We start from the raw sequence: 14,886 nt of genomic DNA on the forward strand, positions 1-14,886 counted from the left end.
TGTCGTACGTCAGCTGCCACACGGCGCTAACGTCTTTGAGGTGCTTGCAGCGAATGGCCAACTAAGGCCAGATGATCATGCGCTTCCGCGCGAATGTCGTGGCAATGCATCACGGATCTCCTTCTCTCGGAAGTTGTCTCAACGCATCAGGCGGCGGCGAAGCAGCACCATCGAGAGGAAGAACGGCAACACCGCGTACAGGCAAAGCGCACCGATATGCAGGGCGATACCGCCAGCCGGGCGATCAAGCATTTCGGGACGAATAAGGTCGATCGAATGTGCCAGCGGCAAAAAGTGCGCTGCCTGTTGAAAGGGAGCTGACAATTGGGTGACCGGGAAGACCGCGCCTGACAGGAACAGCATGGGTGTGAGGACGAGCGACTGGTAGAATACAAAATAGTGGTAACTGGGGGCAAGCGCGGTGACGACCATCGCCAGGCTCGCAAAGGCGAACCCAGTGAGCGCGATGGCTGGTAGCACATAGAGCAGGGACGGCCACGCCGCATAGCCCACCACGACGGCGACGATCGCGATGACCGTTCCGGCCAAAAAGGCCTTGGTGGCTGCCCACGCCAATTCACCGAGAACGATATCGCCGAGGGTAAGTTGTGTGTACAGGATTGCTTCCCAGATGCGCTGATGGTGCATGCGCGGGTAAGCCGCATAAATTGTTTCGAAGGTCGACGCGGTCATCGCGCTCGTCGCGACCATACCGGCTGCCAGAAAAGCAACGTAGGACGCATCTTCAACGCGACCGACCATCATTCCGAGGCCAGTACCAAGTCCGAAAAGATAAATCATGGGATCGGCGAGGTTACCGAGCATTGACGCAAGTGCGATCTTCTTCCACGACAGATAGTTGCGGCGCCACACCGCAACCCAGTTCCACGCATTGGCGGGTAGAGCCGCTGCATAACCTTCACTCATCGTTCACTTCTCCATCTCGCGTCCGGTCAGCCGCAAGAAAACGTCCTCCAGATTAGGTGGACGCTCTAGAAGCCGTAGCCCCGCACGCCCGCGTAGCTGGGCGCGCACCTGCTCCGGATCGGGCGTATAGCAAAAGAGCGTCTCGCCGCTCACCTCGATGCGCTGAACATATGGCCTGATCAGCGAACCCAGCTCCTGCGGATTGCCACCAAAGATCTCGATGACGTTGCATCCGATATGCTCCTCAATCAGGGCATGAGGGCTGCCCTCGGCGATGTTGCACCCATGCTCGAGAACGCACAGCCGATCGCACAGCCGCTCAGCCTCTTCCATAAAGTGGGTCGTCAAAATGATCGTCTTGCCGCGCGCCAGCAGGAAACGCAGACGCTCCCAGATCAGGTGGCGCGCGTGCGGGTCGAGGCCGGTAGTCGGTTCGTCCATTACGAGCAGCTGCGGGTCGTTGATCAACGCGCGTGCCAGAGTCAGGCGCCGCTTCATGCCGCCGGATAGTTCGCCGACACGTGCATCCGCCTTGCTCTCAAGGCGGGCGAACTCGAGCAGTGATGGGATGACCGCTTTGATCGCGCGTGTGCTCATGCCGAAGTAGCGCCCGAATACCAACAGGTTCTCGCGTACCGTGAATTCCAGGTCAAGATTGTCGAACTGTGGAACCACGCCGATGCCCCTGCGTGCCAAGCGAGCCTGTGCCGGCACTGGCACTCCGAGCACCGTGATCTTACCCGCGTCAGGCTGCGTCATGCCGAGGACCATACGTGCAATCGTACTTTTGCCCGCACCGTTCGGCCCCAGCAGGCCGAAGCACTCTCCCGACGCAACGGTGAGCGACAGCCCGTTCACAATGACCTTATTGCCAAATGACTTCGTCACGCCGTTAAGGTCGATTGCTACGTTGGACATGCGATCATCTCTGCTGAAAGGAGCCGTTCAGCCGGCGGGAGCTCACTTGCGAGCGTTCTGGAGAGGAGGCCATCGCTGTGGCGGCCCTTGGGAACGCGACAGCCGGAGCATTTGTGTGAGACGCTTCCGCTCTATGGATTGCCGTAGAGCCGCCACGGATCGTCTGCGGCCACTTCCCGTTCTAACAATTGAAATATTGTCCAGGTCACGACTTGTGCCCTACGCAGTACACTATCACTCGCCACTGAAAACGCTCTCAGACTCCACCAACGTTGAAGAACCGCGCGAAAGCTCCGTCCTGCGAATTGAGTGAGCAACTTCCGAGCCTTCTGGAGCGTTTGGTCCGGCAATCGGGTTTTTGATGCGGATCTGCTTTTCCCCTCCATTGGGTAGGGTAGGCGCCTTGCGCGACAGCCAATCGCTGTTGCTCAATGTGCACAACGCATAGGCTTTCAAGGGGAGTAAGAGAAAGACGTTGATGAATGTGTGTAGAGAAAACCCGAGAAATCGAAGTTGGCGGGCACGAAACGCTGCCACGCTGCACCGAATGATGGTCATGGATGTAATCATCAGGACTGCCGACCAAGGCACTGTGGCTGTCAGTGCGAGCTGCGCGAGTCCAGCCAGTACCGACAGGGCGAGCAAAAGCGGGCCGAGATTCTGTCCGACCACATCCAACGTGAGATAGCGATCGAGGCTTGGCAATAGGTGCAGCGCAAGCAACGTGTCCCGAAATGTGCTCCGCGCCCAGCGGAGTTGTTGGCGCAGATACGGCCCTAGCCGATCCGGAACGATCGTTGCGGCGATGGCGTCGGGAACGTATTCGGTTCGAAGGCCTGCTTTCAGCATGAGGATCGTAAGATGGCGATCCTCACCGAAGTCGCTTGGCTTCCCCCGAAACAGTTGCGTCTCGTACTGATCCAGCAGCAAAACGAGTGCGGAGCGACGGTACATCGCACATGGGCCGCAGCAGCACATGACGGCACCAAAGCGAGCCTGTGCCGCTCGCTCCTCATTGCAAGCCAGCCAGTACTCCATATCGATCAGCCGGGTCAGCCAGGTGTCGCTCCGGTTGCTGGCCGCCAACTGGCCCATGGCCGCGCCGACGGCTGGATCTCGCATCTTGCGTGCAAGCTTTGCGACGACGTCGGACGCGAGTGTCGTGTCCGAGTCGACGTTGAGCACCAAATCTCCAGATGAGCGGCGTATCGCGACGATCTGCGCTTTGCGTTTGCCAACATTCTTGTCGAGCAAAATGAAGTTGAATCTCGAGTCGCCCGCAAAGGCACTGTGTACCGGTACGACAACGTCGCGATTTGCAGAACCGTCATCAACCACATAGACCCGCAGTTTTCCGGCGTATTGTTGGCTTGCAATGGACGCCAGGCACGCCGAGAGCGCGCTCGGATCCTCGTTGAAGGAGGGAACGATGACATCCACGCTCGGCAGAGGGTCGAAACCGACCAATTCATCCGACACCGGAGAACGGTCCATCGGCGAAGCATAAGCCATCTGCATGCTTTTATAAGCAGCCGAGAGCAGTGCATAGCACGAGACGGCGACAGTACTGGCTGTGGCAAGCAGGTCCATAGGATCTCGCAATTTTCAATGATGTTGTGGAAGGGCGCGAATTTCATATCCGCGGGCGTTTAATGCCGGGATCAGCTCGGACAGCGCCTTGGCGGTCTGGTCGCGCAGACTGGCTCGAGTGCTCGGTCTCAACTCGTCGGGCGGGCAACCGTCGTGCAGAAGCACGATTGCACCCGGACGGACAGAAGCGAGCACTGCATCGACAATCGCGTCGCTGCCGGGGCGAGACCAGTCTCGCGGGTCGACAGACCAATGAAGCGCCGCCAGCCCCGCGATCTCTGACGCTGTGAATACTTCTTCGCTCCAGGCGCCGTAGGGCGCGCGAAGGAAGCGTACCGAGGCCTGTGGACACGCCATCATGATGGCGCCGTTCGCTTCCCAGACTTCACTGTGCACTTCGGCGATGCTGCATTTGCACAGATCCGGATGAGTCATCGTGTGGTTGCCCACCTCGTGCCCTTCTGCGATCATTCGTTGGATTAGATCCGGGTGCTCTACGGCGTAGGTGCCGATGACGAAGAACGTTGCCGGCACCCGATTTTGCGCCAGCACATCGAGGATCTGCGGTGTGAAAAATGGATTGGGACCGTCGTCAAATGTCAGATAAACGCTGCGACGGCCGGTGCCAGCCCATTCACTCGGCACTTCGCTTATGCAGTCCAGATGTATCATAGCTCCGGACCATTCCGATCAATCAGGGTGCCGGACGGCCACTCGCTCATCGAGCGTCCAATTGGCGTAACCAAGACGAGCACGTCCTCCAGGCGGGTGGGCGGCAGGTCGGGATACACTTCTGGATGGGTCGAGCGCACGGGAATGCCCGACAACATAGTCGCCAGACCGCCTCGGCAGAACCTCTCAACATGGTTCCGCAGCGCGTGCCGAACCGTGCCGAAAGCGAATGGAACCCCAAGCTGCTGCAACACTGGATACACGAACTGCATTGAGAAGCTGATCCCAAGTCCCTCAAGATCCGAACGCACCCCGTACAACCCCAGTTCGGCCACTAACAGATCGACCTCACCAACCTTGATGAAGCGGCGCAGTATGCCAATGTGAGCCGCTATGCCGTGAGCGTCGTAGCCGATTGCGCGGACTTCCGGCCTCGCACCGGCCCAACTACGGCCGCCTTCGAACGGTTTCGCGTTGGAGGCGTTAACCCGTCCATAGGTCTTTCGGAAGAACTCGGAGAGTTCGACATGGTCGGCCAGTTGCAACTCATTTTCCCAGCACAACCTCCACCGCACGTCAGAGCGCATGGAAAGACCTCATCTTTGTTGGTGTTTTCTTAAGGGAAGCGCCTACGCGTAGGGGAGCTTGTCGCGTCGAGCCGACGCGATGTTGCTTGCGCAGATCACCAAAGAAACCTAGCCGCAATGGACATACGACTCGGTTGATGTTCGGCGCACATCGGAAGGCGTACACCGCAAAATGCTTTTCGGAGCCGACGCAAACATTGAAAAACTTCCTTTAGGGCTTCCTTGAATTCCCCTATGCGACGTCCTGGTAAATCGGTAAAATCGTTTGTTTCAATCAAACGCATCCACACCATGGATAACTGAAGACATGCGTTTCAAAGGGCTCGATCTGAACCTTCTCGTCGTGCTCGACGCGCTGCTGAGCGAGCGCGGCCTCACGGCGGCGGCACGCCGCATCCGCCTAAGTCAGCCGGCCATGAGTGCGGCCGTCGCCCGCCTGCGTGACTTTTTCCACGATGAACTATTTACGATGAGCGGCCGCGAACGTATTCTGACACCGCGCGCGGAAGCACTCGCCCCCGCAGTTCGCGACGCACTGCTGCGCATCCAGGGTTCGATTATTTCTTGGGATCCGTTTGACCCAGCTCAATCCGATCGCCGCTTTAGGATCCTTCTTTCCGATTTCGTCACACTCGTGTTTTTTGAAAAGGTCGTCGAGCGTGTTGCACGGGAAGCACCCGCCGTCAGCTTCGAATTGCTGCCTGTCGACGACAGCCCCGATGAGCTACTCCGACGCGGTGACATCGATTTTCTAATTCTGCCGGATTTGTTCAAGTCGAGCGCGCATTCAAGAGTGGCGCTGTTCGACGAAACGCTTGTGTGCGTAGGCTGCGCCGCGAACAAACAGCTGCCACGGCAGCTTACGTTCGAGAGATACATGTCGATGAAGCACGTCGTGGTCAAATTCGGGCGTCTGCTGAAGCCTTCCATCGAGGAATGGTTTTTGCTTGAACATGGTCTTAAGAGACGTGTCGAGGTCGCCGTGCAGGGCTTCAGCATGATCCCGCCGATGGTGTCGGGCACAGATCGTATCGCGACCATGCCCTTGCGGCTGGTCAAGCATTTCGAAAAAACGTTCCCCCTGCAGATCGTCGACCTTCCGCTGCCACTTCCCGGATTTACCGAGACCGTCCAATGGCCGGCCCTTCACAATAGCGATCCGGCAAGCATCTGGTTGAGGGAGATAATGTTGCAGGAGGCGTCCGCCATGGCTACTCCAAGCAAGACCCCGGGACGTCGCACGCATCAACACTGAGGTCGAGAGGTCGGTTGCTCGGCAGGTGTTGCGAGCGGTCCGCAGTTGGGTACCGCCTTCCGTGCCTTCAGGTCGGCGCGGTCCTTGGTCTATTAGGAGCGGGAGTTGTTTGGAACGGGGCTCCGGGTGGACTGGCTCGGCACATAATTACCGACAGGAGTTCCTACCGTGGCTCAGCCCTCGGCGCTGTGTCGCATGTTGGCCCGAGATCGCTTTGACGGCGAGACCTCTCGCCCGATGGCCCACAATGAGGGGCTCTCATGCACGATCTCGGGCCAGGACCACCGATGGCTTCTTGGCGTAGCTTCAGGCAGTCCCAGGGCCGGCCCTGGGCCCTCCCGACATAGTCGCGTAAAGCTTTAGACCTCCAGCCGAACTCGCAGGGCTCGCTTACCTTGAGGGGTGGCAGTACGTCCAAGCGGCTTCAATAGTTAAGAATTTCACAAAGACGAAGCCCCCGCCGATCGTTCAGCTTCGCCGCCACTTTCCGCATCACCGGGGCGATCCAATAGCCCACCCTTCACATGCTCTCGTCGGCTGTCTGCAGGTAGCACTGAAGTGATCCGGCGAGCATCTGGATCCGACAGAAATGTTGGAGGAGGCATCTCGCACGGCTACACCTGCCTGAATGCCAGAACTGCGTTCAGGCCGCCCATGGCGAAGGCGTTGCTCAGTGCCACCTGCACCTTGCGCTCGCGCGGAACATTGGGGGTGATGTCGAGATCGCAATCGGGGTCTGGCTCACGATAATTGGCAGTCGGCGGCACGACGCCCTCGCGGATCGCCATCACGCAGGCAATCATTTCGATCGCGCTAGCTGCGCCGAGGCAATGCGCATGGGTGGACTTGGTGGAAGAGATGGACATCGAATACGCATGATCACCGAAGACGCGCTTGATGGCTGCTGATTCGATCTGGTCGTTGGCCTTGGTGCCGGTGCCGTGCGCGTTGAGGTAGTCCACGTCCTCGGGATTGAGCCCGGCATCGGCAAGGCAGGCTCGCATCGCAGCCTCCGGCCCATGGACCGCCGGCGCCGCGATGTGGAAGGCATCGGCGGAAAATCCGACGCCGGCGATCTCGGTAAGGATCGTTGCCCCGCGAGCGGTAGCATGCTCATAGCTTTCCAACACGGCCATGCCCGCACCCTCGCCCAGCACCACGCCCTTCCTGTCGGCAGAGAAGGGCCGGCAAGTATCGGGAGCCAGCACGCGCATCGCTTCCCATGACTTCAGCACGCCCCATACGAGCGGCGCATCGGTGCCGCCGGCAAGCATCACGTCGGCCCGACCGTACCTTATCTGATCCACCGCCGAAGCGATCGCATGGTTGCCGGAGGCGCAGGCGGAGGTGATGCCGAGGACCGGCCCGCGCAGCCCGAAGCTCAAGCTTATCTGGGTGGCAGCGGCGCTAGGCATCACCTTTAGTCCAGTGAAGATCTCGGCACGGGTAGCGCCGCCCAAAAGGATGGCGCGGTAGCTTTCCTCGATTGCGTCCCAGCCGCCGAAACCGACGCCCACTATCGCGCCGAAGCGAGCGGCATTTCCTTCATCGCAGGAAAGTCCGGCCTTTCGCATGGCTTCGCGCGCCGCAAGCACGGCGAGCAAGCTGAAGCGGTCCATGGAGACGAGCCGCCCGCGGTCGATGTCGTGCTCCGGCAGCGCCTTGATCTCAGCGCCGATTGTACCCTGCAGCTCATGAAGCTCTGAATTGACGATCGGGCCGATGGCGGAGCGGCCTTCGCGCATCCCCGTCCAGATGGAGGTGGCGTCAGTGCCCAGCCCGCAGAGCCCGCCCATTCCGGTGATGACAACGCGCCTTTCCATTCAAGCCTCCTGAGTGAGCAAGCCGCGCACGGCTTCCACCATGTCGCCGACATTCTGGAGATCCGACCAGGCCTCGGACGTATTCATCTCGATCTTGATGCCGTAGGCCTGCTCCAGGTCCCAGAGAACGTCCGCCAATCCCAGTGAATCGATACCGAGCGAAGTCAGCCCCGTGGCAGCCGTTATCTCGCCGCCCGAGGCGGGCGCTATGTTGTCGCCGTCCGACGCGGCGCGCTTCTTGATCATTGCGATTATTTCATTGGTCAGTTGATCTGCCATCTTGTTCCTTTCCAGCTTGCGTTTTCGACGTGGCTCAATGCCTGGGCCGCGCCGCGTTGCGAAATCTGCCCCTCACCAGCTTGTGCGACTCACCAAGACCAACTGCTTGTGGAGACCGGATGAGATCCGGGTGCTCTGCGGCGCAGGCACCGATGACGAAGAACGTCGCCAGCACCCGATGTTGCGCCAGCACATCGAGGATCTGCGGTGTGAGAAATGGATTGAGGCTCGCTAACCTTGATGAAGCGACGCAGCATGCCAATGTGGGCCGCTATGCCGTGCGCGTCGTTGCGTGGAATTCCGGCCTCGCATCGGCTCAACTGCGGCCGCCTTCGAATGGCTTTGCGTTGAAGGCCCCAGTCCGTCCATAGGTCTTTCGGAAAGAAATCGGAGAGTTCGACATGGTCGGCCAGTTGCAATTCATCTTCCCAGCACAACCTCCACGTCAGAGCGCACGGAAAGATTTCTCTTTTCGGGCTCTTTTTAACGCGCTTGTCACGCCATAGAGGCAGTGGGGTGACCGGTGCGCGTCAGATGCTGTTGTCAATGTAGGATTCAGGTAGATTGATAAAATCGTTTCTGTCGATGGAACGTATCCACACCATGGATAGCTGGAGACATGCGTTTCAAAGGGGCTTGATCTGAACCTTCTCGTCGTGCTCAACGGCCTCACGGCGGCGGCACGCCGCATCAACCTAAGTCAGCCGGCCATGAGTGCGGCCGTCGCCCGGCTGCGTGACTTTTTCCACGATGAACTATTTACGATGAGCGGGCGCGAACGCATTCTGACACCGCGTGCGGAAGCACTCGCCCCCGCAGTTCGCGACGCACTGCTGCATATCCAGTGCTCGATTATTTCTTGGAATCCGTTTGACCCAGCTCAATCCGATCGCCGCTTCAAGATCCTTCTTTTGCGATTTCGTCACACTCGTGTGGAGGTATCTCTCATGGCTTCTACATCTGCCTGAATGCCAGAACCGCGTTCGTGCCGCCGAAGGCGAAGGAGTTGCTCAGTGCCACGCGCACCTTGCGCTCGCGTGGCACATTGGGCGTGACGTCGAGATCGCAATCGGGGTCTGGCTCACGATAATTGGCAGTCGGCGGCACGACGCCCTCGCGAATAGCCATCACGCAGGCGATCATCTCGAGCGCGCCGGACGCGCCGAGGCAATGCGCGTGCATGGACTTGGTAGAAGAGATGGACATTGAATAGGCGTGCTGACCGAAGACGCGCTTGATCGCCGCCGTCTCGATCTGGTCATTGGCTTTGGTGGCGGTGCCGTGCGCGTTGAGATAGTCGACATCCTCGGCATTCAGTCCAGCATCGGCAAGGCAGGCGCGCATTGCTGCCTCCGGCCCCTCGATAGTCGGCGCGACAATGTCGGAGGCATCGGCGGAAAGGCCGGCACCGGCAATTTCGGCAAGGATGGTGGCGCCCCGAGCCATGGCATGCTCGTAGCTTTCCAGCACCGCCATGCCGGCGCCTTCACCAAGCGACAGGCCCTGGCGATCGGCCGAGAATGGCCGGCAAGTATCGGGCGAAAGCACGCGGATCGCTTCCCATGCCTTCAGCACACCCCATATGAGCGGCGCTTCGCTGCCGCCGGCAAGCATCACGTCGGCCCGGCCGAGCCTGATCTGGTCCACCGCGGAGGCAATCGCATGGTTTGCCGAGGAACAGGCGGACGTGACGCCGAAGACCGGCCCGCGCAGGCCGAGACTCATGCTGACCTGGCCGGCGGCGGCGCCCGGCATCGCCTTGGGTACAGTCAAGAGGGCGGCACGCTTACCGCCCAGAAGCATGGCGCGGTAGGTTTGCTCGATCGCATCCCAGCCGCAGCCGCCAACGCCCACCGTCGCACCGAAGCGATAGCTATTTCCTTCTTTGGAGGAAAGTCCAGCCTGACGCATGGCTTCGCGCGCCGCAAGCACAGCGAGCAGGCTGAAGCGGTCCATGGAGACGAGCTGCCTGCCGTCGATGTCATGCTCCGGCAGCGCCTTGATCTCGGCCCCGATCCTGACCCTCAATTCATGGAGCTCGGAGTTGACGATCGGGCCGATGGCGGAGCGGCCTTCGCGCATCTCTCTCCAAATGGAGGCGGCGTCGGTCCCAAGCCCGCAAAGCCCTCCGACCCCAGTAATCACGACGCGCCTGTCCATTCACGCCACCTTAGCGAGCAAGCCACGCACGGCTTCCACCATGTCGCCGACATTCTGGAGATCCGACCAGGCCTCGGACGTGTTCATCTCGATCTTGATGCCGTAGGCCTGCTCCAGGTCCCAGAGTACGTCCGCCAAACCCAGTGAATCGATGCCGAGCGAAGTCAGTCCCGTGGCAGCCGTTATCTCGCCGCCCGAGGCGGGCGCTATATTGCCGCCCTCCGACGCAGCGCGCTTCTTGATCATTGCGATTATTTCATTGGTCAGTTGATCAGCCATCTTGTTCTCTCCAGCTTGCGTTTTCGACGTGGCTCAATGCCTGAGCCGCGCCGCGTTGCGAAATCTGCCCCTCACCAGCTTGTGCGACTCACCAAGACCAACTGCTTGTGGAGGCCGGATGAGATCCGGGTGCTCTGCGGCGTAGGCACCGATGACGAGGAACGTCGCCGGCACCCGATGTTGCGTCAGCACATTGAGGATCTGCGGTGTGAAAAATGGTTGGGGCTTGCTAACCTTGGTGAAGCGGCGCAGCATGCCAATATGGGCCGCTATGCCGTGCGCGTCGTTGCGCGGAATTCCGGCCTCGCGCCGGCCCAATTATGGCCGCCTTCGAATGGCTTTGCGTTGAAGGCCCCAGTCCGTCCATAGGTCTTTCGGAAGAAGTCGCAGAGTTCGACATGGTCGGCCAGTTGCAACGCATTTTCCCAGCACAAGCTCCGCCGCAGTCAGAGCGCATGGTAAGATTTCTCCTTTCGGGCTCTTTTTAACGCACTCGTGACGCGATAGAGGCAGTGGCTGAACGGTGCGCGTCAGCTGCTGTTGTCAATGCAGGATTCCGAAAGATTGACAAAATCGTTTGTTTCGATGAAACGCATTCACGCTATGGATTGCTGAAGACATGCGTTTCAAAGGGCTTGATCTGAATCTTCTCGTCGTGCTCGACGCGCTGCTGAGCGAGCGCGGCCTCACTGCGGCGGCACGCCGCATCAACCTAAGTCAGCCGGCCATGAGTGCGGCTGTCGCTCGGCTGCGTGACTATTTCCACGATGAACTATTTACCATGAGCGGCCGCGAACGTATTCTGACACCGCGTGCGGAAACACTCGCCCCCGCAGTTCGCGACGTTCTCCTGCACATCCAGTGCTCGATTATTTCTTGGGATCCGTTTGACCCAGCTCAATCCGACCGTCGCTTCAGGATCATTGTTTCCGATTTTGTCACACTCGTGTTTCTTGAAAAGGTCGTCGAGCGTGTTGCACGGGAAGCACCCGCCGTCAGCTTCGAATTGCTGCCTGTCGACGACGACCCAGATGAGTTTCTCCGACGCGGTGACATCGATTTTCTAATTCTTCCGGAATTGTTCATGTCGAGCGCGCATCCAAGAATGGCGCTGTTCGACGAAACGCTTGTGTGCGTAGGCTGCGCCGCGAACAAACAGCTGCCACGGCAGCTTACATTCGAGAGATACATGTCGAGGAGGCACGTTGCGGCCAAGTTCGGGCGTATGCAGAAGCCCTCCATCGAGGAATGGTTTTTGATTGAGCATGGTCTTAAGAGACGTGTCGAGGTCGTCGTGCAGGCATTTAGCATGATCCCGCCTATGGTCTCAGGCACAGCTCGTATAGCGACCATGCCCTTGCGGCTGGTCAAGCATTTCGAAAAAACGTTCCCCCTGCAGATCGTCGACCTTCCGCTGCCACTTCCGGCATTTACCGAGGCCGTCCAATGGGCATTTACGGAGGCCGTCCAATGGCCGGCCCTTCACAACAGCGATCCGGCAAGCATCTGGATGCGGGAGATAATGTTGCAGGAGGCGTCCGGCATGGCTACTCCAAGCAAGACCCCGGGAGGACGTCGGGACCGCTCCTAAATCTGATCAGCGCCTCACACCGGCTCTCGCGTCAATAGCCGCCCCGTCTCGGATGAGATCGATGCTGGCGGCAAGTGCGCCTGCGAGGTCGTCCAGCGCGTGGACTTCCTCGACTAGCTCGAACGAGAAGGGACCGGCATAGCCGCCATCAAGCAGCGCCCGGATCTGGCTGCCATTGTCGGAACCTCCCAGGACGCGATCCGGGTAAATCCAGAAGGTCGGATCGTTCACGCCTGAAATGTGCACGAGACCGGTCAACTCGCAGGAGAAGAAAGTCTCCCCGGCGAGTGTGTGGTGAAAGGTGTCGTGCACGAGGCGGAAGGCGGACTTGCCATCAACCGCGGTAATGGCCTTAGCCGCTTCCTCCTTCGATCGCAGCGAGCAGGTCCGGAAGCCCAGCGGCTCGACAAGACCGATTAAACCGCGCGACTGGAGGATCGGCTTGAGCGCGCTTAAGGCGACGGGCAGGTTCCCGGGCCGCTCGCCGTTCGCGAAACACGAACCGTCATTGACCGGCACCAGCACGAGCGCCTTCGCCCCGCAGTCAGCTGCATAATCGGCGAGATTGCTCGCCTCGGCCTGGCGCGCGGGAGTCCACTCATTGAAGCGCTGCAAGGCGTTGACAGAGATAATCGTGACGCCCGCCTCAGCGGCGGCAGACCGGACTTCCGCAGCCGGCATGCCAGGTGCAAAAGAATTGCTGAACAGAACGTCGGTCAGACCCTGGTCGCGGGCAAGCGCGAAAAATGCCCGAACATCAAATCGGGAGCCCGCCAAGTGGTCGAGCGCAAAGCGGGGCGATGCCTGGCGCATGGCTTGGCTTTTTCCTTTCATGAAGTGCGGCCGCCGTTCTCAGCTGTTCGGCTCCTGCCGCGAGGCGCTCGTTGATTCAACAGACCGGAATGATAGTCAATCGAGCTTTCTTTCATTTGTGAAAGGAAACTCGACGCCTATGATAGAATCTGTCAGTCTTCATATATTTTCCGGCAGATAGATGTCGAACGGCAGAAATGTCTGCCCGGGCGTCTCGACCGTGCCGGTCTCGATGGCCCGCGCCATCAGCGTCATCAGCTCCTGGCAAAGCCGATGCAGTGGCGTGGCGACAGCCATCGTGATGATATTATCTGCGAGCGCCGCCCGTGACTCCGGCGTGATTTCATTCACGATCGCGACGAGATTCTGACCTTTACCCTCTTCCCGGAGCGCAGTGATGGCGCCCTCCATGCCCCCGCCGGCCACATAGAAGCCGACGAGCTCGGGTTCCCTCTGCATGAGATCGAGTGTTGATTCGTAGGTGATCTGCCGTTTCTCGAGGTTCACGAGCGGATCGAGCACCTCGAATGTCGGCGCGTTCTCACGGCAAAAGGAACGAAAGCCGAGGTCCCGGAGCTCGTGCCCTTGGAAACGGTGGCTGCCGACAAACACCGCCACCTTTCCGGGCCGTTTTGCGATCTTGGAAAACATCCAAGCGGCCGTTCGCCCCACCTTGCGGTTGTTAAGGCCGATATAGCCCTGACGCACGCCGGCGGCGAAGTCCGAAAGCAGCGAGAAAACCGGAATGCCTTTGGCCTTGAGCTCCTCAACCGCCGCTGTAATCTTCGGGTGGTCCGGTGCCACCATGGCAATCGCGTGGCAGCGCGCGCCCAAATCCTCAAGCAGCGCAATCAGGTCACCCGGGACATTTGACGGCGCGAATTCGATGAGCGGAATGCCGTGGAAGGACTGGGCCAAACTAACCGACGCTTCGACCTCGCGCGCGAAGTCTTGGTAGAAATGCTGGGCCGGTTTTCTCAAGATGAAGCCCAGCCGATAGCGCGGCAGGTCCCGCTGCAAGCGCTGCTTGATAAGACCGGCAGCATGATAGCCGATGGCGTGGGCGGCCTCGTGGACCCGCCGCGCAGTCTCCTCCCGCACCGGATGACGAGCGTTCAGAACGCGATCGACCGTTGCCACGCTGACTCCGGCTTCGCGGGCGATATCGGCAATTGTGGGGCGCTTGGTCATGGGTCCAATTCTGATTTGTTTTAACGCCAGGTGACCCTCTGTCATCAGCGCGTCTCGGCGAAGGTTCCGGGCGGCAGAGTGAAGACGTCCGCATACTCCATGATCGACGGCGTATGCGACGAACAGCAATCCAAGCGTAGGCGGGCGCGTATCGATGTACAGGTCGTTTGCTTAGAGAGCCCGTAATTTTGCACTTACCGCATTTAGCGCTTCTGATTTCATCGCCCCGCGAGGCGCTGTTTCAAGCCTGCGAGCCGATCGTTCGGTGCTTGTGACCAGCCCGGCGACTTAATAGGTCGCGAAGCTGTGACTTACTCGGCGGGCGTGCCCGGTTTAATGCCCATCAAACCCGATGACCGCAGAAGGTGGCTTTCATCTGCGCTTGATCCAATTCGCCTTCCCAGCGGGCGACGACGAGCGATGCCACCGCGTTGCCGACGACATTCGTCAGCGCCCGGCATTCGGACATGAAGCGGTCGACGCCAAGGATCAGCGCCATGCCAGCCACGGGAACGCTGGGTACTACGGCGAGCGTAGCGGCCAGCGTGATGAATCCCGCACCTGTTACACCTGCTGCACCCTTCGAGGAAAGCATCGCAACGAGCAGCAGGAGGACCTGATCGCCAATCGACAGATCGGTGTTCGTCGCCTGGGCGATGAAGAGGGCCGCCAGCGTCATGTAGATACTGGTGCCGTCCAGATTGAAGGAATATCCGGTCGGGATGACGAGGCCGACGACCGAACGCTTGGCGCCGGCCTTCTCCATCTTCTCCATGAGCGAGGGCAGCGCGGCCTCCGAGG

14 protein-coding genes and 5 pseudogenes are annotated in these 14,886 nt (G+C 59.7%); 3 read left to right on the forward strand and 16 right to left on the reverse strand.

Translation table 11 applies throughout. The features are described from left to right. Positions 1–138 precede the first annotated feature (138 nt). The 5 genes from DH08_RS15900 to DH08_RS15920 all read right to left on the reverse strand — a co-directional run bounded on the left by DH08_RS15900 (position 139) and on the right by DH08_RS15920 (position 4,694). The gene (locus DH08_RS15900) at positions 139–927 is read right to left on the reverse strand and encodes an ABC transporter permease (protein ID WP_123169522.1); all 789 of its coding nucleotides are present in this window, start codon (positions 925–927) and stop codon (positions 139–141) included. Between the two features lie 3 nt (positions 928–930). Beyond that, entirely contained in the window at positions 931–1,845 is a 915-nt protein-coding gene (nodI, locus tag DH08_RS15905) for a nodulation factor ABC transporter ATP-binding protein NodI (protein WP_192180205.1), read from the reverse strand. 234 nt (positions 1,846–2,079) lie between these two features. Further along, complete coding sequence (gene nodC / locus DH08_RS15910) at positions 2,080–3,435, reverse strand: chitooligosaccharide synthase NodC (protein ID WP_192180206.1); 1,356 nt, start codon at positions 3,433–3,435, stop codon at positions 2,080–2,082. Between the two features lie 15 nt (positions 3,436–3,450). Further along, complete coding sequence (gene nodB, locus DH08_RS15915) at positions 3,451–4,107, reverse strand: chitooligosaccharide deacetylase NodB (RefSeq protein WP_192180207.1); 657 nt, start codon at positions 4,105–4,107, stop codon at positions 3,451–3,453. Continuing rightward, the gene (locus DH08_RS15920; protein ID WP_192180208.1) at positions 4,104–4,694 is read right to left on the reverse strand and encodes a NodA family N-acyltransferase; all 591 of its coding nucleotides are present in this window, start codon (positions 4,692–4,694) and stop codon (positions 4,104–4,106) included. The genes nodB and DH08_RS15920 overlap by 4 nt, the downstream gene beginning before the upstream one ends. Before the next feature lie 307 nt (positions 4,695–5,001). On the opposite strand from DH08_RS15920, the gene DH08_RS15925 reads away from it, so the two are divergent. Then, positions 5,002–5,949 carry a LysR family transcriptional regulator gene (locus DH08_RS15925; protein ID WP_192180209.1) on the forward strand — a complete coding sequence of 316 codons (948 nt, stop codon included), beginning with the start codon at positions 5,002–5,004 and terminating at the stop codon, positions 5,947–5,949. 614 nt (positions 5,950–6,563) lie between these two features. Here DH08_RS15925 and DH08_RS15930 read toward each other — a convergent pair. The 4 genes and pseudogenes from DH08_RS15930 to DH08_RS36305 all read right to left on the reverse strand — a co-directional run. Then, a complete protein-coding gene (locus DH08_RS15930; RefSeq protein ID WP_192180210.1) occupies positions 6,564–7,772 on the reverse strand; it encodes a beta-ketoacyl-[acyl-carrier-protein] synthase family protein in 1,209 nt (402 codons plus the stop codon). Continuing rightward, the gene (locus DH08_RS15935; RefSeq protein ID WP_192180211.1) at positions 7,773–8,051 is read right to left on the reverse strand and encodes an acyl carrier protein; all 279 of its coding nucleotides are present in this window, start codon (positions 8,049–8,051) and stop codon (positions 7,773–7,775) included. 97 nt (positions 8,052–8,148) lie between these two features. Continuing rightward, a pseudogene (locus tag DH08_RS36875) lies at positions 8,149–8,274 on the reverse strand (polysaccharide deacetylase family protein); the annotation flags it as partial. A 4-nt stretch (positions 8,275–8,278) separates the two neighbouring features. Next, a pseudogene (locus tag DH08_RS36305) lies at positions 8,279–8,515 on the reverse strand (GNAT family protein); the annotation flags it as partial. Between the two features lie 147 nt (positions 8,516–8,662). On the opposite strand from DH08_RS36305, the pseudogene DH08_RS15945 reads away from it, so the two are divergent. After that, positions 8,663–8,971 (forward strand): annotated as a pseudogene (locus DH08_RS15945) (LysR family transcriptional regulator); the annotation flags it as partial. A 34-nt stretch (positions 8,972–9,005) separates the two neighbouring features. Here the strand turns inward: DH08_RS15945 and DH08_RS15950 are convergent. The 4 genes and pseudogenes from DH08_RS15950 to DH08_RS35830 form a co-directional block, all read right to left on the reverse strand. After that, positions 9,006–10,211, reverse strand: coding sequence for a beta-ketoacyl-[acyl-carrier-protein] synthase family protein (locus tag DH08_RS15950; RefSeq protein ID WP_123169530.1), 1,206 nt, complete (start codon positions 10,209–10,211; stop codon positions 9,006–9,008). Continuing rightward, the gene (locus tag DH08_RS15955; RefSeq protein ID WP_192180212.1) at positions 10,212–10,490 is read right to left on the reverse strand and encodes an acyl carrier protein; all 279 of its coding nucleotides are present in this window, start codon (positions 10,488–10,490) and stop codon (positions 10,212–10,214) included. 96 nt (positions 10,491–10,586) lie between these two features. After that, a pseudogene (locus DH08_RS36310) lies at positions 10,587–10,715 on the reverse strand (polysaccharide deacetylase family protein); the annotation flags it as partial. Positions 10,716–10,721: 6 nt separating this feature from the next. Next, positions 10,722–10,936 (reverse strand): annotated as a pseudogene (locus tag DH08_RS35830) (GNAT family protein); the annotation flags it as partial. Positions 10,937–11,109: 173 nt separating this feature from the next. On the opposite strand from DH08_RS35830, the gene DH08_RS15965 reads away from it, so the two are divergent. Further along, complete coding sequence (locus DH08_RS15965; protein ID WP_192180213.1) at positions 11,110–12,081, forward strand: LysR family transcriptional regulator; 972 nt, start codon at positions 11,110–11,112, stop codon at positions 12,079–12,081. 6 nt (positions 12,082–12,087) lie between these two features. Here DH08_RS15965 and DH08_RS15970 read toward each other — a convergent pair whose 3' ends face one another. From DH08_RS15970 to DH08_RS15980, 3 genes are all read right to left on the reverse strand, one after another. Further along, positions 12,088–12,894, reverse strand: coding sequence for a TIM barrel protein (locus DH08_RS15970; RefSeq protein ID WP_192180214.1), 807 nt, complete (start codon positions 12,892–12,894; stop codon positions 12,088–12,090). 159 nt (positions 12,895–13,053) lie between these two features. Further along, complete coding sequence (locus DH08_RS15975; protein WP_192180215.1) at positions 13,054–14,085, reverse strand: LacI family DNA-binding transcriptional regulator; 1,032 nt, start codon at positions 14,083–14,085, stop codon at positions 13,054–13,056. A 343-nt stretch (positions 14,086–14,428) separates the two neighbouring features. Next, a partial coding sequence (locus tag DH08_RS15980; protein ID WP_192180216.1) for a cation:dicarboxylate symporter family transporter occupies positions 14,429–14,886 on the reverse strand: 458 nt, incomplete at its 5' end.

This window comes from Mesorhizobium amorphae, assembly GCF_014843845.1.
Taxonomy (GTDB): domain Bacteria; phylum Pseudomonadota; class Alphaproteobacteria; order Rhizobiales; family Rhizobiaceae; genus Mesorhizobium; species Mesorhizobium amorphae_A.